At 64.0% G+C, this 21,888-nt stretch carries 20 protein-coding genes and 2 tRNA genes; 15 read left to right on the top strand and 7 right to left on the bottom strand.

Going from position 1 to position 21,888, the window contains the following annotated elements; translation table 11 throughout:
- Positions 1-16 precede the first annotated feature (16 nt).
- The 3 genes from CFR78_RS10120 to CFR78_RS10110 are packed head-to-tail and all read left to right on the top strand — an operon-like array spanning position 17 to position 3,816.
- Entirely contained in the window at positions 17-1,504 is a 1,488-nt protein-coding gene (locus CFR78_RS10120; RefSeq protein WP_034929579.1) for a paraquat-inducible protein A, read from the top strand.
- Positions 1,501-3,165, top strand: a complete 1,665-nt coding sequence (locus CFR78_RS10115) for a PqiB family protein (RefSeq protein WP_110581108.1) — start codon at positions 1,501-1,503, stop codon at positions 3,163-3,165. Before CFR78_RS10120 ends, CFR78_RS10115 begins: the two co-directional genes overlap by 4 nt.
- A gap of 3 nt (positions 3,166-3,168) precedes the next feature.
- Positions 3,169-3,816, top strand: coding sequence for a PqiC family protein (locus CFR78_RS10110; RefSeq protein ID WP_034929581.1), 648 nt, complete (start codon positions 3,169-3,171; stop codon positions 3,814-3,816).
- Positions 3,817-3,992: 176 nt separating this feature from the next.
- Here the strand turns inward: CFR78_RS10110 and nusG are convergent, their stop codons facing one another.
- From nusG to CFR78_RS10095, 3 genes are all read right to left on the bottom strand, one after another.
- Entirely contained in the window at positions 3,993-4,523 is a 531-nt protein-coding gene (gene nusG, locus CFR78_RS10105; protein WP_007397643.1) for a transcription termination/antitermination protein NusG, read from the bottom strand.
- Between the two features lie 8 nt (positions 4,524-4,531).
- Entirely contained in the window at positions 4,532-4,726 is a 195-nt protein-coding gene (secE, locus tag CFR78_RS10100; RefSeq protein WP_007397644.1) for a preprotein translocase subunit SecE, read from the bottom strand.
- Positions 4,727-4,860: 134 nt separating this feature from the next.
- Positions 4,861-4,937, bottom strand: a tRNA-Trp gene (locus CFR78_RS10095).
- Between the two features lie 225 nt (positions 4,938-5,162).
- On the opposite strand from CFR78_RS10095, the gene CFR78_RS10090 reads away from it, so the two are divergent.
- The 7 genes from CFR78_RS10090 to atpC all read left to right on the top strand — a co-directional run bounded on the left by CFR78_RS10090 (position 5,163) and on the right by atpC (position 12,064).
- Positions 5,163-5,236: transfer RNA gene (locus CFR78_RS10090), tRNA-Gly, on the top strand.
- 99 nt (positions 5,237-5,335) lie between these two features.
- Positions 5,336-6,760, top strand: coding sequence for an MFS transporter (locus CFR78_RS10085; protein ID WP_034929583.1), 1,425 nt, complete (start codon positions 5,336-5,338; stop codon positions 6,758-6,760).
- 305 nt (positions 6,761-7,065) lie between these two features.
- Positions 7,066-7,662, top strand: a complete 597-nt coding sequence (locus CFR78_RS10080; protein ID WP_034929585.1) for a F0F1 ATP synthase subunit delta — start codon at positions 7,066-7,068, stop codon at positions 7,660-7,662.
- A complete protein-coding gene (atpA, locus tag CFR78_RS10075; protein ID WP_034929587.1) occupies positions 7,662-9,200 on the top strand; it encodes a F0F1 ATP synthase subunit alpha in 1,539 nt (512 codons plus the stop codon). Before CFR78_RS10080 ends, atpA begins: the two co-directional genes overlap by 1 nt.
- Before the next feature lie 16 nt (positions 9,201-9,216).
- Positions 9,217-10,098, top strand: a complete 882-nt coding sequence (locus tag CFR78_RS10070; RefSeq protein ID WP_007397649.1) for a F0F1 ATP synthase subunit gamma — start codon at positions 9,217-9,219, stop codon at positions 10,096-10,098.
- A gap of 32 nt (positions 10,099-10,130) precedes the next feature.
- Complete coding sequence (gene atpD / locus CFR78_RS10065; RefSeq protein ID WP_034929589.1) at positions 10,131-11,606, top strand: F0F1 ATP synthase subunit beta; 1,476 nt, start codon at positions 10,131-10,133, stop codon at positions 11,604-11,606.
- A 32-nt stretch (positions 11,607-11,638) separates the two neighbouring features.
- Positions 11,639-12,064, top strand: a complete 426-nt coding sequence (atpC, locus tag CFR78_RS10060) for an ATP synthase F1 subunit epsilon (RefSeq protein WP_007397651.1) — start codon at positions 11,639-11,641, stop codon at positions 12,062-12,064.
- Between the two features lie 206 nt (positions 12,065-12,270).
- Here the strand turns inward: atpC and queF are convergent, their stop codons facing one another.
- Positions 12,271-12,750: a preQ(1) synthase gene (gene queF / locus CFR78_RS10055; protein WP_034929642.1), complete on the bottom strand. Its 480-nt coding sequence runs from the start codon at positions 12,748-12,750 to the stop codon at positions 12,271-12,273.
- Between the two features lie 138 nt (positions 12,751-12,888).
- On the opposite strand from queF, the gene rnd reads away from it, so the two are divergent.
- Together rnd and CFR78_RS10045 are read left to right on the top strand one after the other, a co-directional pair.
- Positions 12,889-14,076: a ribonuclease D gene (gene rnd, locus CFR78_RS10050; protein ID WP_007397655.1), complete on the top strand. Its 1,188-nt coding sequence runs from the start codon at positions 12,889-12,891 to the stop codon at positions 14,074-14,076.
- A gap of 141 nt (positions 14,077-14,217) precedes the next feature.
- Positions 14,218-14,838 (top strand): GcrA family cell cycle regulator, encoded by a 621-nt coding sequence (locus CFR78_RS10045; protein WP_034929593.1) that lies wholly within the window; start codon positions 14,218-14,220, stop codon positions 14,836-14,838.
- 104 nt (positions 14,839-14,942) lie between these two features.
- Here the strand turns inward: CFR78_RS10045 and CFR78_RS10040 are convergent, their stop codons facing one another.
- The gene (locus tag CFR78_RS10040; protein ID WP_007397656.1) at positions 14,943-15,440 is read right to left on the bottom strand and encodes a bactofilin family protein; all 498 of its coding nucleotides are present in this window, start codon (positions 15,438-15,440) and stop codon (positions 14,943-14,945) included.
- 415 nt (positions 15,441-15,855) lie between these two features.
- Between CFR78_RS10040 and CFR78_RS10035 the strand changes: the two genes are divergently transcribed.
- From CFR78_RS10035 to CFR78_RS10025, 3 genes are all read left to right on the top strand, one after another.
- The gene (locus CFR78_RS10035) at positions 15,856-16,866 is read left to right on the top strand and encodes an adenosine kinase (RefSeq protein WP_034929645.1); all 1,011 of its coding nucleotides are present in this window, start codon (positions 15,856-15,858) and stop codon (positions 16,864-16,866) included.
- 188 nt (positions 16,867-17,054) lie between these two features.
- Positions 17,055-18,878, top strand: coding sequence for a translational GTPase TypA (typA, locus tag CFR78_RS10030; RefSeq protein WP_007397659.1), 1,824 nt, complete (start codon positions 17,055-17,057; stop codon positions 18,876-18,878).
- A gap of 223 nt (positions 18,879-19,101) precedes the next feature.
- Positions 19,102-19,371 (top strand): hypothetical protein, encoded by a 270-nt coding sequence (locus tag CFR78_RS10025; RefSeq protein ID WP_034929648.1) that lies wholly within the window; start codon positions 19,102-19,104, stop codon positions 19,369-19,371.
- Between the two features lie 114 nt (positions 19,372-19,485).
- Here CFR78_RS10025 and CFR78_RS10020 read toward each other — a convergent pair whose 3' ends face one another.
- Complete coding sequence (locus CFR78_RS10020) at positions 19,486-20,751, bottom strand: D-amino acid dehydrogenase (protein ID WP_034929651.1); 1,266 nt, start codon at positions 20,749-20,751, stop codon at positions 19,486-19,488.
- A 96-nt stretch (positions 20,752-20,847) separates the two neighbouring features.
- Positions 20,848-21,873 carry an NAD(P)/FAD-dependent oxidoreductase gene (locus CFR78_RS10015; protein ID WP_034929599.1) on the bottom strand — a complete coding sequence of 342 codons (1,026 nt, stop codon included), beginning with the start codon at positions 21,871-21,873 and terminating at the stop codon, positions 20,848-20,850.
- Positions 21,874-21,888 lie beyond the last annotated feature (15 nt).

Raw genomic sequence — 21,888 nt, 5'->3', positions numbered from 1 at the left:
ATATGCTGGACCCCGTATGAGCATGTCATCTTCTTCCTCCCGGCTGCGCTGCGATGATGCGGGGCTGGGGCACGTCCCGCATGTGCGCATCATTGGCGGCCTGTCGGAATGCCCCGGCTGCGGGCTGTACCAGCGCGTGCCCGATCTGGCGGCGGGGGAGCAGGCCACATGCACCCGCTGCGGGCAGAAGCTGGCGCGCAGGCGGCGCACCGCACCGCTGGCAACGCCGCTGGCCTTCTGCATCAGTTCCGCCGCGTTCTATCTTGCCGCCCTTGCATCCTCGCTCATGACACTGGATGTCTATGGCAGGCAGCGCACGGTGGACCTGCTGACCGGGCCGATGGAACTCATGCATGAAGGGTGGGGGGAAGCGGGCATCCTGGTGGGGGCGGTTACGGTGCTGGCGCCTGCGGTCGCGATCGGGTTCATGTTCGTCATCCTGTACGCCGCTTCGTGCACGCGCCTGCCGGACTGGGCGCCGCGCGTGCTGGTCTGGTACGACAAGCTGCGGCCATGGTCGATGGTCGAGGTCTATATCCTTGGCATATTCGTGGCCTACACCAAGCTGACCGACATGGCGCATGTGGATGTGGGGCCGGCCGTGTACCTGATTGGCGCGCTGATGCTGACCATGGCGGCCACCGATTCGACACTGGATACCGAGATGATCTGGCGTCACCGCCGGATTGACAGGGTCACGCGCACTGAAAATGGCCAGACGGTGGCGGTGGACTATGCCCACGTTGACCAGACCGGCCTGCCGCCGGTGGACCATCTGGTGGCCTGCACGTCCTGCGGGCTGGTGGGGGAACTGGCGCATCCGGTTTCCAGCCTGCACTGCGTGGGCATCTGCCCGCGCTGTGAGCACAGGGTGTGGCGCCGCCTGCCGCAGTCGCTTACGCGCACCACCGCCTTCCTGATTGCCGCCATCGTGTTCTACATTCCCGCCAACCTCTATCCGGTCATGACCTTCCTGCGCATGGGCGGGGGCGGGGGGCACACCATTATCGAAGGTGCGATCGAACTGTGGCAGGACGGCATGATTCCGCTCTCGCTGCTGGTGTTCTTTGCCTCGATTACCGTGCCCATGCTCAAGATTCTCAGCCTGGGCTGGATGATCAGCCAGACCTGGCGGGGCGCGCGTGGCCACCTGGTGGCGCGCACCCGTCTGTTCCGGCTGGTGGACATGGTGGGCCGGTGGTCGATGATCGATGTGTTCATGATCTCGATCCTGGTGGCGGTGGTGCGCTTCAACGCCATGGCCAGTGTCACCGCCAATGCGGGCATGGTGGCGTTTGCCGCCGTGGTGGTGCTGACCCTGCTGGCGGCATGGAGTTTTGACCCGCGCATCATGTGGGACGCGGCCGGCCGCAATGGCCCGGTAACCGATGGCCTGCCGCCCGCCGTGCTGCGTGCGCAGCATGATCGCGCGGCTGCGTCTTCCCCTTCTTCCCTACCCCCGGCTGGTGTCCTGCCAGCCCGCATGGAGCCAGATCAGGCGTGAATGACGATTTTCCATCCAATGACCCGCATGGTGTGGTGCCACAGGCCCGTGCGCGGAAATACCGTTTCTCGGTTGTCTGGCTTGTGCCGATCGTGGCCCTGCTGATTGCGGGCTACCTGGGCTGGAAAGGAATAACCGGGCGCGGGCCGCTGATCGTCATCACTTTCGATACCGCCGATGGCCTGACCAGTGGCCAGACCGAGGTCAAGAACAAGGCGGTCTCGCTCGGCACGGTCGATTCCATCCGTCTGAGCGATGATTTCCACCATGTGGAAGTGCGCGTGCGCATGACCTCGGTGGCCGGCCGCATGCTGACCGACCACGCCCGCTTCTGGGTCGTGCGTCCGCGCATCAACGGCGCCAGTGTTACGGGGCTGGAAACCGTCATGTCGGGGGCTTACATCGCCATGGATGCGGGCGAGCCGGGTGGCCGCTACACCACCCGTTTTACGGGGCTGGAAGCCCCGCCGGGCGTGCGTTCCGACCAGCCGGGGCATACCTATACGCTCATTACCCAGTCACTCGGTTCGCTGGGGCAGGGCGCGCCGATCTTCTTCCGTGACGTGGTGGTGGGTGAAGTGCTGGGCTACACCATGCCGCCCGAAGGGCGTGGTCCGATCAGGGTACAGATTTTCGTGCAGGCACCCTATGACCATTACCTGCGTACCAACACACGCTTCTGGAACGTATCGGGCGTGCAGGTGGGCCTTGGGCCGGGTGGGCTGAAGATCAAGCTGCAGTCGCTGCAGGCGCTGCTGTCCGGTGGGGTTGCGTTCGACCCGCCCGATGCCCGCAACGAGAAGAACACCCTGCCCGCCACGGCCGGTTCCGACACCACTTTCCAGCTTTACGACAGTGCGGAAGAAGCCAATAGCGCGGGCTACCGTGAGCGTATTCCGCTTGTCACCTACATCACCAGTTCCGTATCCGGCCTGACCAGGGGCGGCAGGCTGACCATGTTCGGCATCCAGGTCGGCATGATCGATGATGTCCGCCTGCAGGTGGACCCCGCTTCGGGCAGGGCACGGGTGCGTGTGGCGATGGAACTCCAGCCCGAGCGCGTGCTGGATAACCAGCAGGTCTCGCCCGCGGCCCTGGCCGAATTGCTACGCACGCAGGTGGCGGACGGGCTGCGCGCTTCGGTGCAGAGCACCAGCATGCTGACTGGCGAATCCGAGATTGCGCTGACCTTTGTCAGGAACGCGAAGCCCGCGCAGGTCCAGATGGAAGGCGATGCCATGGTCCTGCCGGGCCAGGCGGGCGGCATGGCCGGGATCATGGATTCGCTATCGGTCGTAAGCGACAAGATTGCCGCGATGCCGCTGACCCAGATGGGCGAGAACCTGAACAGCCTGCTGGCCCATGCCGATGCACGCATCAACAGCCCCGATACCAAGCAGGCGCTGACCGCGCTGCGCAGTTCGCTGCAGAACCTGCAGGTCATATCGCATGATGCGCGTTCCGAAATGCCGCAGCTGCTCAGTGGCATGGACAAGACACTCAAGAGCGCCAATTCGGTGCTGTCCAGCTATGGCGGGGATACGGACTTCCAGCGCAACCTGCAGCAGATGATGCAGCAGCTGAATGACGCCGCGCGTTCGCTGCGCTTCCTGTCGGATTTCCTGACCCATCACCCCTCCGCACTGATTACGGGACGATAAGACATGCAACGCCCCTTCTGGCATTTCACTTCCCCCCGGCCGCCGCGCGTGGCAGCATGCGCCGCAGTGGCGGGGCTGCTGGCACTGGCAGGCTGCGGTTCATCCGACCCGACATTGTACTCACTGGCCCCCATAGCCGGCACGCAGCAGGTGGGGATGGGGGGGCAGGTGCCCACCGTGATCGAGGTCCGCACCCCCGGCGTGCCGCCCTCGCTGGACCGGCAGAACATTGTCGGCACGCAGGATGACTACAGCCTGACCCCGCTGGCGGGGGCGGCATGGAGTGAGCCGCTGGCCCCCATGCTGGGCCATGTGCTGGCCACCGACCTGCAGCAGCGCCTGCCCGGCCACGGCGTGTTTGCCCAGAACGATGCGACTACCGTGCCGCCCCAGGGATTTGTGGAAGTGGAGATTACCCGCTTTGCCCGTGATGCCAGCGGCGTGGTGCATCTGGGTGGCAGCCTGTCGGTACACAGGGTGGGGGATGCCGAACATGCGCTGTCCGTGCCGCTTGTGCTCAGTGCCACCCCTACCGATAGTGGCACGCGCGCGATGGTGGCGGCCCTGAGCCAGTTGACGGGACAGGTGGCGGACATGGCGGCTGACCGGCTGCAGGCCTTGCCGCCTGCGCCTGCCCCAGCCCACCGGTAAAAAAGACCTGGAACCATAAAGAAGTTTTTGGTGAAGCTTTTTTCAAAAAGCTTCGAAGAACGCCGCCTTTTTGACAAAAGGCGGCACCCAGAAACTTTTGTCATTGAATGATGGGGTGAACAGTCCGGCAATAAAAAAGGCGCCCGGAGGCGCCTTCTTTCAGGAACGGGGAAAGTTCAGACCTTCTCCACCTGATTGTATTCCAGGTCCACCGGGGTGGAGCGGCCGAAGATGGAAACGCTGACCTTCAGGCGGCCGCGTTCCTCGTCCACTTCCTCGATCGTGCCGTTGAACGAGGTGAAGGGGCCATCGGCCACGCGGATCTGCTCGCCAATCTCGAAGGTGACGGAGGGGCGCACGCGTTCCACGCCTTCCTGCGCCTGCTTCATGATCCGTTCGGCCTCGACCTTGGGAATGGGCGAGGGGCGGGTCTTGCTGCCCAGGAAGCCGGTGACCTTGGGCGTGTCCTTGACCAGGTGCCACGCCTCATCGGTCAGTTCCATGTTGACCAGCACGTAACCGGGGAAGAACTTGCGCTCGGAATTGACCTTCTGGCCACGGCGCATTTCGGTCACCTCTTCCGATGGAACAAGGATTTCACCGAAATGGTCGGCCAGACCCTTCTGGGCGGCCTGTTCCGTGATGTGCTGGGCTATCTTCTTTTCGAAGCCCGAATAGACGTGGATCACATACCACCGCTTGGCCATGGCTGAACTCAGCCTCCCAGTCCGAAGAGTTTCCGTACGGCAAGGCCGATCACCTCGTCGACGAGGAAAAAGAATACCGATGCAAGACCGGCCATGGCCAGGACCGCACCCGTTGTCATCAGGGTGGCGCGTCGCGTGGGCCAGGTGACTTTTCTGGCTTCGGCACGTACGTCTTCGACAAATTTCGCGGGACTGACCGACACGAAATACCCTTCCTGCAACGCCGCGGCGCACCAACCGGACTGCTCCAGCCAGTGCGGGGCCTTAGAACCGGTGCGGACCATTGTGGCCCGACCCATCGGGTGCCAGGCCGGAAGGGTAATGCCCGACCGGAGAATGGCAGGGGTGGAGGGTCTCGAACCCGCAACCTCCGGTTTTGGAGACCGGCGCTCTAGCCAATTGAGCTACACCCCTGCAAAGCCGCCTGCGAAAGCCCGAAACATGTGACGTGGCGGAAAGCCGCGCCGTTTCGGGTCATCCATGCGAACCCGGCACAGGAAGCGGAAAAAAGTATGACTGGCGTCGAAAGTCAAGGGGGCAGGGCATAAAAATCAAAAGTTTTATCCCATTGCGGGCTGGCGCGGGTTTAGCACTTGCCACCGGCGGGGCGGAAAAGGTATAGGTCGGGCAACCTTATGGGCGGGCGTAGCATAGTGGTAATGCAGTAGCCTTCCAAGCTTCTGAGGAGGGTTCGATTCCCTTCGCCCGCTCCATACAGCCCCTTGAAACAGGTTTCCGTTCCGGTATCCATGACCGGAATTGCGGCAGGCTCCGGCCACTGGTCGTGCCGTACCGGCAGGGGTGATCCTTACATGGCAGCAAATTCTTCCACCACCATCCATCCGCGCGTCGTGCTGGGCACATGCTGCCTGAGCCTGCTGCTGGTCATGATGGATGTGACGGTGGTCAATGTCGTGCTTCCCTCCATCCATGCGCAGCTGCACGGCAGTTTCTCCACCCTGCAATGGGTGGTGGATGCCTATACCCTCATGGTGGCCAGCCTCATGCTGCTGGTCGGCTCTCTGGCGGACCGGTTCGGGCGGCGGCGGATGTTCCTGCTGGGTATCGGCCTGTTCTGTGGCGGGTCGGCCCTGTGCGGCCTTGCGCGCAGCGTGGAGATGCTGGTCCTGGCGCGTGCGGTGCAGGGTATCGGCGGCTCCATGCTCAACCCCGTGGCGCTGTCCATCCTGACCAATGTGTATGTGGAGCCGCGTGCCCGCGCGCAGGCCATTGGCATATGGGGGGCGACTTCGGGTGTGGCGCTGGCGCTGGGGCCGGTTGTGGGGGGCGTGCTGGTGCACTGGGTGGGCTGGCAGGCGGTGTTCTGGGTCAATGTGCCCATCGGGCTGGTGGCCATCATGCTGACGCTGCGCTTCGTGCCTGAATCCCGTGGCGGGGCGGGGCGCGGGATCGACGCGCCGGGCCAGCTTCTGGCCATCGTGGCGCTGGCGATGGTGACGTCGGGCCTGATCGAGGCGCATAATTACGGCTGGGCCTCGCCCACCATTTCGGGCTTCCTGGGCTTCGGGCTGCTGTCCATCGTGGCCTTCGTCCTGGTTGAGCAGCGTGCGGCGGCCCCCCTGATCGACCTGCGGTTCTTCCGGGCCTGGCCCTTTTCGGGTGCCATCGTGATCGCGGTGCTGGCCTTTGCCATTTTCAGTGCCTTCCTGTTCCTTAATACGCTCTATCTTCAGGATGTGCGGGGCCTTCCCGCCCTGCAGGCGGGGCTGTGCACGCTGCCTTTCGCTTTTGGCAGCATGCTGTGCGCCCCGCTTTCGGGGCGGCTGACGGGGCGGTATGGCGCGCGGCTACCGCTTTTGCTTTCGGCCACCGGATTCGTGGTGAGTGCCATCGTGCTGACCGGCCTGGATGTCACGACGCCGCTGGGGGCGCTGCTGGTTTCCTACGGGCTGTGCGGGTGCGGGTTTGGCATGTGCAACGCGCCCATTACCAATTCCGCCATTGCCGGCATGCCGCGCGCGCAGGCGGGTGTTGCGGCGGCCATTGCCTCGACCAGCAGGCAGGTGGGGGCGTTGCTGGGCATTGCACTGGGGGGCGCACTGAGCGCGGGCAGCACGGGCGGGGTGCGGTGGGCGGACTTTCCGCAGGCCACGCATGTGGTGTGGTGGTGCATGATTGGCGCCGCCCTGGGTATCGCGGCCCTGGGTGTGGTTTCAACCGGAATCCGGGCCCGCAAAACCGCGCAGGACGTGGCGGCCCTGCTGGATTCAAGGTGATGCGCGTCTGGTATGCGAAAACCGCATACCAGTTCCCGCCAAATCCGTCATCCCATGGCGTCGCGGCGCTACAAAATTGCCGCTTTGCTGTTTCCGAAACGGTACCGGACATGTATGATCCCGCCAACCTGTAACGGGGGCGTGCGCATGCACGGGAAAGCGGATGGCCCGGCGGCATCGGGATGGTGCCGTGGTGCCGTCAGGTCTGTTGCGTGTGCCTGCGCTGCGTGCTAGAGCCGCGCCAGCAGCGCACGGGAGCCTGAGGTTTCCGGGCAGGCGGCGTGTGTTTGAATCAAGATTCTGGATTGGAAAAGCGGACAGTGGATTCGGGTGGAACGACCTCAATACCGATCGCCTCCATTGCCAATGGCCTTCCCGGTCGTTATGCGACGGCGCTCTATGAGCTTGCGGCTGAACGCCAGCAGCTTGACCCAGTTCTGGATGAGGCTTCTCGCCTTGCCGCGATGATTGACGGCAGTGCCGATCTGCGCACCGTGCTGACGGACCGGACGCTTGACATCCGTGACAGCCGCCGTGGCGTTGCCGCGGTGCTGGCTGCCGAAGGGTTCAGCCCCCTTATGCGTGATTTTGTTGGCGTGGTGGCGGATAACCGCCGCCTTCCGCGCCTGCGTGAAATTCTTGCCGCGCTGGCGGCCATCGCTGCGGCGCGGCGGGGGGAAGTCGTGGCGGATGTCGTGTCCGCCCACCCCCTGACCGACCTGCAGCGTGTCCAGCTTCGCAGCCGCCTTACCGAGGCCGGCTATTCCAAAGTCAATATCCAGGAGCGTGTTGACGCGGCCCTGCTGGGCGGTCTGGTCGTGCGCATTGGCGCCCGTCTGTATGATGCCAGCCTCAGATCCCGCCTTACCCGCCTGCACCATGCCATGAAGGGAGCCGCGTGATGGAAATCCGCCCCTCCGAGATTTCGGATATCCTCAAGCAGCAGATCGCTACGTTCGACAAGGCGGCCGACGTTGCCGAGACAGGCACCATCCTGTCCGTTGGTGACGGTATCGCGCGTGTCTACGGCCTGCAGAACGTCGAAGCCGGTGAAATGCTGGACTTCCCCGCCAGTGGCCAGAAAGGCATGGCGCTGAACCTTGAGAATGACAACGTTGGCGTTGTCATTTTCGGCGATGATACCGCCATGCGCGAGGGCGACACCGTCGCCCGCACCGGCAAGGTGGTGGAAGTGCCCACCGGCAAGGCCCTGCTGGGCCGCGTGGTCGACGGTCTGGGCAACCCGATCGACGGCAAGGGCCCGCTGGTGGGTGAAGTCATCAGCAAGCGCGCGGAAATCAAGGCGCCCGGCATCATGCCGCGCCAGTCCGTGAGCGAGCCGATGCAGACCGGCATCAAGGCGATCGACGCGCTCGTGCCCATCGGGCGCGGCCAGCGTGAACTGATCATCGGTGACCGCCAGACCGGCAAGACCGCCATCCTGATCGACACCATCGTCAACCAGAAGAGCGTCAATGCCCTGGGTGATGAAAGCAAGTCGCTGTACTGCATCTATGTCGCGATCGGGCAGAAGCGCTCGACCGTGGCGCAGCTGGTGCGCACGCTGGAGGAAACCGGCGCGATGGAATATTCCATCGTCGTGGCGGCCACCGCGTCCGATCCGGCGCCGATGCAGTACCTGGCGCCGTATGCCGCCTGCTCCATGGGTGAATACTTCCGCGACAACGGCATGCATGCCCTGATCGTGTATGATGACCTGTCCAAGCAGGCCGTCGCCTACCGTCAGATGTCGCTGCTGCTGCGCCGCCCGCCGGGACGTGAGGCCTATCCGGGTGACGTGTTCTACCTGCATTCCCGTCTGCTGGAACGCGCCGCCAAGATGTCCGACAAGTTCGGCGCGGGTTCCCTGACCGCCCTGCCGGTGATCGAGACCCAGGCCGGTGACGTTTCCGCCTATATCCCGACCAACGTGATCTCCATCACCGATGGTCAGGTCTTCCTTGAAACCGACCTGTTCTACCGTGGCATCCGCCCCGCCGTGAACGTGGGTGGTTCCGTGTCCCGTGTGGGCTCGGCAGCCCAGATCAAGGCGATGAAGCAGGTTGCGGGCAAGATCAAGCTGGAACTGGCCCAGTATCGTGAAATGGCCGCGTTCTCGCAGTTCGCATCCGATCTGGACCCGGCGACCCAGAAGCAGCTGGCCCGTGGCGCACGTCTGGTCGAGCTGCTCAAGCAGCCCGAAACCTCGCCGCTTTCGGTCGAGGAACAGGTGGTGGTGCTGTTTGCCGGCACGCGTGGCTATATTGACGCCATTCCGGTGGACAAGGTCACGACCTATGAAAAGCGCCTGCTGGATGACGTGCGCACATCGGGCAAGGATATCCTGGAATCGATCCGCACGCAGCGTCAGCTGACCAAGGATATCGAAAGCCGCCTGAACGATTTCCTGACGACATTCGGCCGTCAGTTCGCCAACTGAGGAAGATCGGGCAACCATGGCTTCCCTGAAGGAACTGCGCGCACGGATCGGTAGCGTCAAATCGACGCGCAAGATCACCAGCGCGATGAAAATGGTCGCGGCGGCAAAGCTGCGTCGGGCGGAAGCCCGCGCGGCGGCGGCCCGCCCATATGCCGATGCAATGCGCCGCATGCTGGCCGAAGTGGGTCGTAGCGTGGCGGGGCAGGGCGGGCAGCCCGCACTCCTGACCGGAACGGGTCAGGACAGGGTGCATCTGCTCATCCCCATGTCCAGCGACCGTGGTCTGGCCGGTGCATTTAACTCCAATATCAACCGTACGACCCGTAACCTGGTGCTCAAGCTCCAGGCCGAAGGCAAGACCGTCAAGATCCTGCCGGTCGGGCGCAAGACGTACGAATTCCTGTCGCGTGACTTTTCCGACCTGATCATCGACCACCGTCATCTGGCCGCAGGCAAGGAAATCCCCTTTTCCGCCGCGACGGAGCTGGGTGAGCAGATCACGGCCCTGCTGGAAAAGGGTGAATTCGACGTGTGCACGCTGGTCTACAACCGGTTCCGCAACGTCATGACCCAGACGCCCACCGAAATGCAGCTTGTGCCGCTGGCGCTGCCGGAAAACGATAACGCCGATGCGGGGGATGTCGCGGCTTACGAATTCGAGCCGGATGAGGGCACGCTCCTGACCAGCCTGCTGCCGCGTAACCTGCAGGTGCAGATCTATGCGACCATGCTGGAGACGGCGGCGGGCGAAAACGGCGCGCGGATGACGGCCATGGACAACGCGACCCGCAATGCCGGCAAGGCCATCGACGGGCTGACACTGAAGTACAACCGTACGCGTCAGACCAATATTACCAATGAACTGATCGAGATCATCTCGGGCGCCCAGGCTGTCTGAGGATCGATCTTCACGCTCACAGGAGCTGTCCCATGTCGGAAACCACAACTCAAGAGGCTCCTGTCTCCACGCAGGCGCAGAAAAGCAATGTCGTTGGTCGTGTGACGCAGGTCCGCGGCGCCGTTGTTGACGTGCAGTTCGAGGGTACGCTGCCGCATATCCTCGAAGCACTGCATGTCCAGCTCAACGGCCAGACCTTGGTGCTGGAAGTGGCGCAGGAAATCGGCGAACATGAAGTCCGCTGCATTGCCATGGATACCACCGATGGCCTGAGCCGTGGCGTGGAAGTGACCGCCACCGGCACCCAGATCACCGTGCCGGTTGGCCCGGGCACGCTGGGCCGTATCCTTAACGTCATCGGCGAGCCGATCGACGACCGTGGTCCGGTGCAGGCCGTTGGCCGTTCCTCCATCCACCGTGCCGCCCCGGCCTTTGACGAGCAGGCCGCCGCGACCGAAATCCTGCCCACGGGCATCAAGGTGGTCGATCTGCTCTGCCCGTACCTCAAGGGTGGCAAGGTCGGTCTGTTCGGTGGTGCCGGTGTGGGCAAGACCGTCATCATCCAGGAACTGATCAACAACATCGCCAAGGCGCATGGCGGCGTGTCGGTTTTCGCCGGTGTGGGTGAACGTACGCGTGAAGGTAACGACCTGTATTACGAAATGCAGGATGCGGGCGTTATCAAGATCAATGGGGAATCGACCGAAGGCTCCAAGGTGGCGCTGGTCTATGGCCAGATGAACGAGCCGCCGGGTGCGCGTGCCCGCGTTGCCCTGTCCGGTGTGACGGTTGCGGAATATTTCCGTGATGTCGAAGGCCAGGATGTCCTGTTCTTCGTCGATAACATCTTCCGTTTCACGCAGGCTGGTGCCGAAGTGTCCGCGCTGCTGGGCCGTATTCCCTCCGCCGTGGGCTACCAGCCCACGCTGGCAACGGAAATGGGTGCCCTGCAGGAGCGCATCACCTCCACCAAAAAGGGTTCGATCACCTCGGTGCAGGCCGTTTACGTGCCGGCCGATGACCTGACCGACCCTGCGCCGGCTGCAACCTTCGCTCATCTTGACGCGACCACGGTGCTGAACCGTTCCATTGCGGAAATGGGCATCTACCCCGCCGTTGACCCGCTGGATTCCACGTCCCGCTCGCTGGACCCCAAGATCGTGGGTGACGAGCACTATCAGGTGGCGCGCGACGTGCAGCGCATCCTGCAGACCTACAAGTCCCTGCAGGACATCATTGCCATTCTGGGCATGGATGAACTGTCGGAAGATGACAAGCTGATCGTGGCGCGTGCGCGTCGTATCCAGCGCTTCCTGTCGCAGCCGTTCCATGTGGCCGAAGTGTTCACCGGTGCGCCGGGCAAGCTGGTCTCGCTGGAAGACACCGTGCGTTCGTTCAAGGCGATCGTCGCGGGTGAATATGACGACCTGCCCGAAGGCGCCTTCTACATGGTCGGTGCGATCGAGGAAGCGGTGGCCAGGGCCGAGAAAATGAAGGAATCGGCCTGAGTCCCGACCCACTGACGCAAGGAAGATAGACCATGTCTATTAAGGTCAAGATTGTCAGTCCGGAGAAGGTCATGTTCTCGCATGACGCCGATATGGTCGTCATGCCGGGTACGGAAGGCGATATCGCGGCCATGCCGGACCACGCGCCGCTCATGCTGACGCTGCGTGGTGGTGTGGTCGATGTTTATGAAGGGGCGGCGGTAACGAACCGCTTCTTCGTGGCGGGCGGGTTTGCCGACATGGCGCCCACCCACTGCACCATCCTTGCCGACCGGGCGCTGCGGGTCGAGGACCTGTCGGTTGACGATGCGGAAGCACGGCTGGAAGGTCTGGAAAAATCTTATGAGGCGGCGGACAAGATGAACGTGCCCGCGCTGGATATCCTCATGGGCAAGATCCAGTCTGCCCGTGCCGAGATTGAAGCCGCACAGTCTGCCGTGCCGATCTCGTCCATCTGAAGCCCTGTGCTTCATGCCTGCAAAGGCATGGAGTCACAAATGGCCGATAAGCAAAAAGCGCCCTATCCGGGGCGCTTTTTCTTTTTTGTCGGTCTTGAAATCATAAGGGCGTTCCTGGTGAAGCCCTTTCCAAGACGCTTCAGGAAATGCCGCCTTTATTGAAAAAGGGCGGCACCCATAAAATTTTACCGTTTTTGATCAAACTCTCAGCCGCGCCCCCGATAGCCGGGCACGTCCTGTGATGGGATCCATACGCCATCGGGCGGGGTGCCGGTCTGCCAGAACACGTCGATCGGCATACCGCCACGGGGGTACCAATAGGCCCCGATCCGCAGCCAGACCGGCCTGAGCAGGTCAACCAGTGTCAGCGCGATCTGCATCGAGCATTTTTCGTGAAACGCGCCATGATTGCGGAAGCTGGTCAGGAACAGCTTCAGCGACTTGCTTTCCACGATCCATTCATCCGGAATGTAGTCAATCACGATATGCGCGAAATCCGGCTGGCCGGTAACCGGGCAGAGCGATGTGAATTCCGGCGCGGTAAAGCGGACGACATAGTGCCGTCCGCGCTCGGGGGCGGGCACGCGTTCCAGTTCAGCCTCTTCCGGGCTGGCGGGCTGGGCGGTGTTCTGGCCAAGCTGGGTCAGCAGCCGGCTGCCATCATCGGGGGAGGACGGGTTGTTCATGAAGCGATCCATCGGCACGGGAATAGGGATGCATGGCTCATGCAGGATGGACGGGGCTGGCGTCAACGGAAATACAGGGGGGCGGCATGCGGTTTTCCCAGCTTTCGCAACAGGGGGCAGGCATGATAACTGCACGATATGGCACGTGTATCCCGACCCGAATTTCCCGCCCCTGTGCTGGTGACCACCACAGCGGAGCTTGAGGCTGTAACCGCGCGACTGCGCCGTGAGCCGTTTGTCACGATCGATACCGAATTCGTGCGTGAACGTACGTACTGGCCCGAACTCTGTCTGGTGCAGTTGGCGGGGGAAAATGATGTGGTGGTGATCGACACGACCGCGCCCGGTATCGACCTGTCCTCCCTGGGGGGGCTGCTGGATGACGCTGGCGTGATCAAGGTTTTCCATGCCGCGCGGCAGGACCTGGAAATTTTCCTGCACCTGTTTGACCGCCTGCCCGCGGCCCTGTTCGATACCCAGGTCGCGGCCATGGTGGCGGGCTATGGTGATCAGGTCGGTTATGACAATCTGGTCTGGTCGCTGCTGGGCGTGCAGATTGACAAGTCGCACCGTTTTTCCGACTGGTCGGTGCGTCCGCTTTCCGCAGCCCAGATCGGGTATGCGGCGGCGGATGTCACGTATCTGCGCCAGGTCTATGGCCAGCTGCTGGCCCAGCTGGAGAAGGAAGGCCGGCTGGACTGGGTTGCGGCCGAGCTGGATGTGCTCAACAACCCCGCCACCTTCCGTCCCGATCCGCTGACATTGTGGGAAAAGATGCGCCCGCGCACCAGCAACCGCCGCATGCTGGGCGTGCTGCGCGCCATCGTGGCCTGGCGGGAAGGCGAGGCCCAGCGCATCAATGTGCCCCGCCAGCGCCTGCTCAAGGATGAGAGCCTGATGGAAATCGCGGCGACCATGCCCGCTTCCATCGAGGCACTGGCCCGTGTCCGTGGCGTCTCGCGCGGTTTTGCCGAGGGGCGCAGTGGTCAGTCCCTGCTGGAAACCGTGGCCCAGGCCCTGACCATACCCGACGCCGACCTGCCGCGCCTGCCCAAGGGGCGGGCCAAGGACGCGCAGCGTCCCTCGCCCGCGCTGGTTGCCCTGCTCAAGGTGCTGCTGGCCGCCTGCTGCGAGACACATCGTGTGGCGCCCAAACTGGTGGCCTCATCGGAAGATCTGGACCGTTTCGCGCTGGATGACGCGGCGGATATTCCCGCATTCCAGGGCTGGCGCAACGAAGTGTTCGGCAAGCTGGCGCGCGAACTCAAGGCCGGGCGGCTGGTCATGGGGGTCGAAGGGGGCAAGGTCAGGCTGATCCACGCGTGATCCCGCGCCATGCCGGTGCGTTTTACCGGGGTTGCAAACAGGTTATGCGCAGAACTGTCCACAAGATTCTGTACATTGGGAGTTGAGCCGGACAGGCGATGCGCCTAATTTCCCCCCATTCCGCGTAAGGAGTGCTGAACGATGGCGATGGAATGGACCGAGGAGACGATCGCGCGCCTGCGTGATCTGTGGCAGCAGGGTCTGTCGACTGCCGAGATCGGCCGCCAACTGTCTGTTACCAAGAACGCGGTCGTGGGCAAGGCACATCGCCTTGGCCTCAAGCCGCGTCCGTCGCCCATCCGCCGGGCGGCGCGGACCGTAACGCCAGCCCCCGGGGCCGAAGCCGCCGTGACGGCGCCCCCCGTCCAGCCCGCCCCGCCAAAGGCGGACGTGGCGCCTGCCCCGGCGGTTGCCCCGCCGCAGCCCGAACCGGCAGCACCCGTTGCCGCAGCGGAGGCCCCACGGCCCGATGTGACGGCAACTGAGCCGCCCGTGGCCGCCGCACGGCAGGAAGAAACGCCCCCCGAACCGCGCGCCCCCCGTCCTTCGGCCCGTGCCACGCGGGCCGCCGCCGCCGCCCTGCGCCCGGTCAGCGAGCCGCGCCGCCGCAGCAGCCAGTCCTGCTGCTGGCCGCTGGGTGATCCCGGTACGCCGGGCTTCCACTTCTGTGGGGCGACCCCGCTGCCGGGCAAGCCGTATTGTGCCGAACATGCCCAGCTTGCCTATGTCAAACTGCGCGACCGGCGCGATAACGTGGCCTGACCCGCCGCCGCGCGTAACACGCCATTGTCATTAAAAAACGCCAGGGCCTTGCGGCCACTGGCGTTTTTTTTCATCCGCCCGGCAAGGCCGGGCGGACCGGATGTTCAGCCGGCGGCCGGACGGGGGGCGGCGGGCTGTGCCGCTGCGGGGGCGGCAGGCGCGGGGGCCGCAGGGGCCGCCGGGGTGGTGATCATTTCCAGCTGGCCGGTGACCTGGCCGCCATCTTCCACCTTCAGGCGACGGCACTTGGCCTTGCCCAGCAGGCGCCCGGTGGAGCGGATGGTCAGGCTGCCGCGCACCGTCAGCGTGCCATCGATGGTGCCGGCCAGTTCCGCGTCCTCAACCTCGACTTCGCCCTTGAACACGCCGCCCTGCGCGATCTGCAGTTCGGATGCGTTGATCAGCGAGGATTCAACCGTTCCTTCCACCACCAGGCGCTCGGCATCCTGAATGGTGCCCTGCACGCTGATGCCCCGGCCCACAACCAGTGTGCGGCGGTCATTTTCTTTCTTGGCCGCTGCTGCCGGGGCGGCGGGCGCGCCGGGGCGCGGGGCACCACCCGGAACGGGGGAAGGCGTGGGCGGGAAAGGGGGACGGGCCATGGATGCGTTTTCCTTGCTGGCAGGAATGGGGGAGGGGGAGGCGCCACCGGCGGCAGCCGGACGGCCCGGCTGCTGCGCGGGAGGCGGAGTGGGAGCAGGTGGCTGGGTTGCTGCTGGCTTGCGTCGTTTAAACAATATTACCCCGCTTGGTTATGCTGCATCGGAACACAGAATGCCCCGGACTGGAAGATACGCTTTCGGGCTGGTTGCAGGCCGCAGCCCCCTTCCATCGGTTATACTTGCCCCGATCCGGCGGACAAGGGCGTTGAGGGGAACGGCGGTGCATAAAAATATCATGCGTTGCGCCGCGTACCGGCCAATGATAGCGATGCGGCGCATCATGTAGGAACAAATGGGTTATTTCATGGCGTCCGGGCGCCATCCCTGCGTGAAAGATTGGGCAAGGAGCCAGGATATGGAAAATTCGGGGCAGACAGCGGAATGCCGTTTTGACCTGCTGGGCATGGGCAATGCGATTGTTGATGTCCTTGCGCCGGTGGCGGCCGGCTTCCCGCAGGATAATGGCATGGTGCCAGGCAGCATGACACTGATTGACGCCGCGCGTGCCCAGGCGCTGTATCACCAGGTGACGCGGGAAAAGGAAATGGGCGGGGGTTCGGCCGCCAATACCTGTGTCGTGGCATCCAACATGGGCGCGCGGGTGGCCTATCTGGGCAAGGTGGCCGATGACGCGCCGGGCCGTGCCTTTGCCGCCGACATGCAGGCGGCGGGCGTGTATTTTCCCTCCTCCCCGCTGCAGGGGGATGCCAGTGAACACAGCCCCACCGCGCGCTGCATCATTCTGGTAACCCCCGACGGGCAGCGTACCATGAACACCTATCTGGGGGCCTGCGTCACCTTCAGCCCGGCCGACGTGCTGGCTGATGTCGTGCGCGCGTCCAAGGTGCTGTACATGGAAGGCTACCTGTTCGACCCGCCGGAAGCGCAGGAAGCCTTCCGTACCGCCGCACGCATCGCGCATGAGGGGGGACGCAAGGTCGCCCTTTCCCTGTCCGACCGGTTCTGCGTGGACCGTCACCGCAAGGCGTTCCATGACCTTGTGCGCGGGCATGTCGATATCCTGTTCGCCAACGAGGACGAGATCTGCGCGCTGTACGAGACCGATGATTTCGAGGAAGCGGCCCGCCGCGTCTCTACCGAGACACATTTCGCCGTCCTGACCCGGTCCGAACGGGGCAGCGTGATCATACAGGACAGCAGGCGCATCGTGATCGACAGCGTGCGCACCCAGGTGGTGGATACCACCGGGGCGGGGGATGCCTATGCGGCCGGTTTCCTGGCGGGGTGGACATCGGACCGCACGCTGGCCGAATGCGGGCGGCTGGGCAGTGTTGCCGCATCGGAAGTGATTTCGCATTACGGCGCGCGCCCGCTCATGAACATGCGCCAGGACATGGATTTCTGATCCCGCGCGCATCCATCGTGCGGGTATGAGGGGCGTGCATGCGAAGTTTCGCGTGCAATCCCGGCCTTTCCCCGTTATCTACGCACCCAGCAGCCACCCATTCCGCCGCTGCACGCACGGGTATCGCCCGTAATGTGCCGCTGCGCCCCTTATGGCATCCGCCAAGGAAAGTCAGGTCAAGAGCAGTTATGGATATCCGCAATATCGCCATTATCGCACACGTCGATCATGGCAAGACCACATTGGTCGACCAGCTTCTCAAACAGTCCGGTTCCTTCCGTGACAACCAGCACGTTGCCGAACGCGCCATGGACAGCAATGACCTGGAGCGCGAGCGTGGCATCACCATCCTTGCCAAGTGTACGTCGGTTGTGTGGAAGGATACCCGCATCAACATCATCGACACCCCGGGCCATGCCGATTTCGGTGGTGAGGTCGAGCGTATCCTGAGCATGGTCGATGGCGCGGTTGTGCTGGTCGATTCCGCCGAAGGCGCCCTGCCGCAGACCAAGTTCGTGGTGGGCAAGGCGCTGGCGCGCGGCCTGAAGCCGATCGTGGTCGTGAACAAGATCGACCGTGGCGATGCCCGCCCCGATGAGGTGCATAACGAGATCTTCGACCTGTTCGCGGCCCTTGGCGCGAATGACGAGCAGCTTGACTTCCCGATGCTGTACGCCTCGGGCCGCCAGGGCTGGGCGGACCTGGAGATTGACGGGCCGCGCAAGGACCTCTCCCCGCTGTTCGACCTGATCCTGCGCCATGTGCCGCCGCCGAAGGTCAACAAGGACGCGCCGTTCGCGATGGTCGCCACCATCCTGGAGAACGACAACTTCCTTGGCCGCGTGCTGACCGGGCGCGTTGAGCAGGGCACGGCGAAAATGAACATGCCGGTGCATGTGCTGCGCCCCGATGGCTCGGTTGTGGAAACCGGGCGCCTGACCAAGCTGCTGTCCTTCCGTGGGCTGGACCGCGTGCCGGTCGAGGAAGTCGAGGCCGGTGACATCGTGGCCGTGGCCGGTCTGTCGGAAGCGACGATCCCCGAGACGATCGCAGCCCTTGAAGTCAGGGAACCGCTGCCCTCCACCCCGGTTGACCCGCCGACGCTGTCCATGACCTTCCGCCTCAATGACGGTCCGCTGGGTGGCCGTGAGGGCAAGAAGGTCACCTCGCGCCAGATCCGTGACCGTCTGTTCAAGGAAACCGAAGGCAACATCGCCATCCGCGTGTCCGAAAGCCCCGAGAGCGAGGCGTTCGAGGTGGCGGGCCGTGGTGAACTCCAGCTTGGCGTGCTGATCGAGCAGATGCGCCGCGAAGGCTTCGAGCTGACCATCGGCCGCCCGCGCGTGCTGTTCCGCACGAATGAGGAAACCGGCGAGCGCGAGGAGCCGTTCGAGGAAGTCCTGATTGACGTGGACGAGCCGTATTCGGGCGTCGTGGTTGAAAAGATGGCGCTGCGCAAGGGCATCATGCAGGACATGCAGCCTTCGGGTGGCGGCAAGGTACGCCTGACGTTCCAGATCCCCTCACGCGGGCTGATCGGCTATCATGGTGAATTCCTGACCGATACGCGTGGCTCGGGCATCATGAACCGCCTGTTCTCGGGCTACCAGCCCTATGTCGGTCCGATCGCGGGGCGTCGCAATGGCTCGCTGATCTCGTCGGAAGATGGCGCGACCACGCAGTATTCGCTGTTCTCGCTGCAGGACCGTGGCACGCTGTTCGTCGATGCGGGCGAGAAGGTTTACGTGGGCATGATCATTGGCGAGCATTCGCGTGAGAATGATCTGGAAGTAAACCCGATCCGTGAAAAGAAGCTGACCAACATCCGTGCCGCCGGCAAGGACGAGGCCCTGCTGCTGATCCCGCCGCGCAAGATGAACCTGGAACAGGCCATCGCCTATATCGAGGATGATGAACTGGTTGAGGTCACGCCCTCTGCCGTGCGCATCCGCAAGCGCTACCTTGACCCGCACGAGCGCAAGAAGCGCGAACGTTCGGGCACGGTTGACTGATTCCCTGCCCTGAGGGAAGGGCTGCAATCTTTAGTAATGTTTCAGTTCTTGAGATTGTGGTCCCCTTGCGGCAAGTAGATGATGCTTTCCATAAATTTAGAAATTTTAATTCGAGACGACCCTCCTGCGGCATGTTACAGCATGGGGGTCGGTTCGGGTCTGGCGATTCGCCCCCTGATAGACATATTGGGATGAGAAGTCCCGGTCTGTGGAGTATTTTTATATGATCGTTTCCCCCCGTCGTTTTCTCGCAGCCATGTCCGCTGTTGCCGTCATGGGCGTTGCCGCCCCCGTCATGGCGCAGACGGCTGAACCCACCACCCCGGCCGTTTCCGCTCCGGAACATGCGCCTGACGCCGCTGCTGGCGCCGATGCCGCCGAAGCCGGTGCGAAGAAGCACCACAGCGGCAGCCACCACCACGGTGGCCGCCATCACGGTGCGAAGAAGGATGCCGCAACGACTGAAGCGCCTGCCGCTCCGGCCGCGCAGTAATCATTGCCGTGTCGTGACCGGCCCCCTGCGGGGGCCGGTTATGGCCGCCAGTAAAAAAGCCCGGTTCGTGCCGGGCTTTTTTATTATGGGCCGCCCCCTTCGGGGGCTGGGGCGTCAGCGCCCGGCATAGCGGTCCAGTGACAGGTCCAGGCAGGGAATTTCGGTGCGCCTGTTGCTTATCCGGTCCGCCAGGACGCGGCCTGACCCGCAGGCCATGGTCCAGCCCAGCGTGCCATGCCCGGTATTGAGCCACAGGTTGGAAAACCGCCCCGTCGGCCCGATGACCGGCGTGCCGTCGGGCGTGCTCGGGCGCAGCCCGGTCCAGTACGCGGCCTGAGACAGGTCGCCGCTGCCGCCAAACAGTTCGGAAAATGACATTTCCAGCAGTTCCCGCCGGTCGCGGCTCAGGCGCAGGTTGTAGCCGGTCAGTTCCGCCGTGCCGCCAATGCGGATACGATCCCCCAGCCGGGTGACGGACACCTTGTATGTCGCGTCATTGACGGTGGAAAGCGGGGCACACGCGGCATCGGTGACCGGCAGCGTCAGGGAATAGCCCTTGGTGGGATAGACCGGCAGCGCAAGCCCCAGCGGCCGCAGCAGCAGCGGCGAGTAGCTGCCCATGGACACGACATAGGCATCGGCCGTCAGCCGCCCCCGCGATGTGCGCACACCCAGGATTTCGGTGGCGGCGGCATCAAGGGCTTCGACTGTTGTCTCGTAATGGAAGGTGACGCCCAGTTCCTCTTCCGCCTTCTGGGCCAGGCGCTGGGTGAACATGTGACAGTCCCCCGACTCGTCACCGGGCAGGCGCAGGCCGCCGCTGAACAGATGCCGCTTTGCCGCAAGGCCGGGTTCGTGCCGGGCAATGTCATTGCGGTCCAGCAGTTCATGGGCAATGCCTGCCTGATCCAGCAGCGCCATGTCACGGCTGGCGGCATCAAGCTGCGCCTGCGTGCGGAACAGCTGGATCAGGCCGCGCTGTTCATCATCATAGGTGATGCCCGTCTCCCGGCGCAGCGTATCAAGGCAGTCGCGGCTGTACTGCGCGATGCGCAGCATGCGGGACTTGTTGATCCCGTAATCATGCGCGTTGCAGTTGGCCAGCAGCTGCCCGATCCAGCGCAGCATGGCGAAGTCGAGGCGCGGGCGGATGGTGATGGGCGCGTGGCGGCCGGTCATCCACCGCAGCACCTTGAACGGCAGCGCGGGCTCGGCCCATGGCGCGGAAAACCCCGGCGAGATCTGGCCCGCATTGGCAAAGGACGTTTCAAACGCCGCGGCGGGCTGGCGGTCCACGACCGTGACCTCGTGGCCTTCCTTTGCCAGGTACCATGCGGCGGTCACCCCCACCACGCCCGCGCCCAGAACGATAACCTTCACAGTTTCATCCTTACTTCCGTCATCAACACTCCGGGGGATGCGCCATGTGGCCGCAATGGTCAACCATCCGTGTTATGACAGAAGCGGGGCCGGTCCTCAGGCGCCTGGCATGCCCTTGCTGGTTGAATATTCAAAATGCAGCGCGGTATCGGGGTGCACGATGGGGTGGATGGCGTGCGCGGCCATCGCCCCCTCGGTAAAGCCCTGCAGGATCAGCTTGAGCTTGCCTGGATAGGCCGCGACATCACCCACGGCGAAGATGCCGGGCAGGCTGCTTTCGCAGCTTGAGGGCGTGACGGGAATGGTGCCGCGCACCGTGTCCAGCCCCCATTGCGCGATGGGGCCAAGATCGGTCGCCAGCCCGAAAAAGGGCAGCAGGTGGTCACAGGCGACATGGCGCACCGTGCCATCCAGTGTAGCCAGATCCACGCCGGCAAGCTGCCCGTCCGTACCCTGCAGCCCATGCAGCTGGTAGCCGATGATCTTCTCGATCTCGCCCGCCGCCACGGCCTCGTCAAGCTGGCGCAGGCTTTCGGGGGCGGCGCGGAAGCGGTCGCGCCGGTGCACCAGCCTGACGCTGCGTGCGACCGTACGCAGGGACAGCGCCCAGTCCACCGCCGAGTCGCCGCCACCGGCGATCAGCACGTCACGATCCGCGAAGTCGGCGCGGCGGCGGACGAAATACTGCACGCCCCCGCTGCGCTCGAACGCTTCCAGCCCCTCCAGCGGGGGGCGGTTGGGGCCGAATGCGCCCGCGCCCGCCGCGATGATGACCGCATGTGCGTGGATGATGTCCCCCGCGCTGGTGCCCAGGCGGAAATGGCCGCGCGTGCCCTCCAGTGTCTGCACCCGGCGGCCCAGCAGGCGGGGCACGTCAAAGGGAGCGATCTGGCGGTCGAGTGCGTCGATCAGGGCGCCGCCTTCAATGGCGGGGTGGGCGGGAATGTCATAGATCGGCTTTTCGGGGTACAGCGCCGTGCACTGGCCGCCAATGGCATCGAGTGCGTCGATCAGGACGCAGCGCAGCTTGAGCATGCCGCATTCAAACGCGGCAAACAGCCCGGCGGGGCCTGCGCCGATAATGGCAACGTCCACGCTGTGGGTGGGGGGAAGGGTGGTCATGTCCGGCTCTGTCAT

Origin of the sequence: Komagataeibacter rhaeticus (assembly GCF_003207855.1) — a bacterium.
Classification (GTDB): domain Bacteria; phylum Pseudomonadota; class Alphaproteobacteria; order Acetobacterales; family Acetobacteraceae; genus Komagataeibacter; species Komagataeibacter rhaeticus.
Note: the sequence above shows the minus strand (reverse complement) of the source record. Positions and strands in the feature narration are given on the sequence as shown.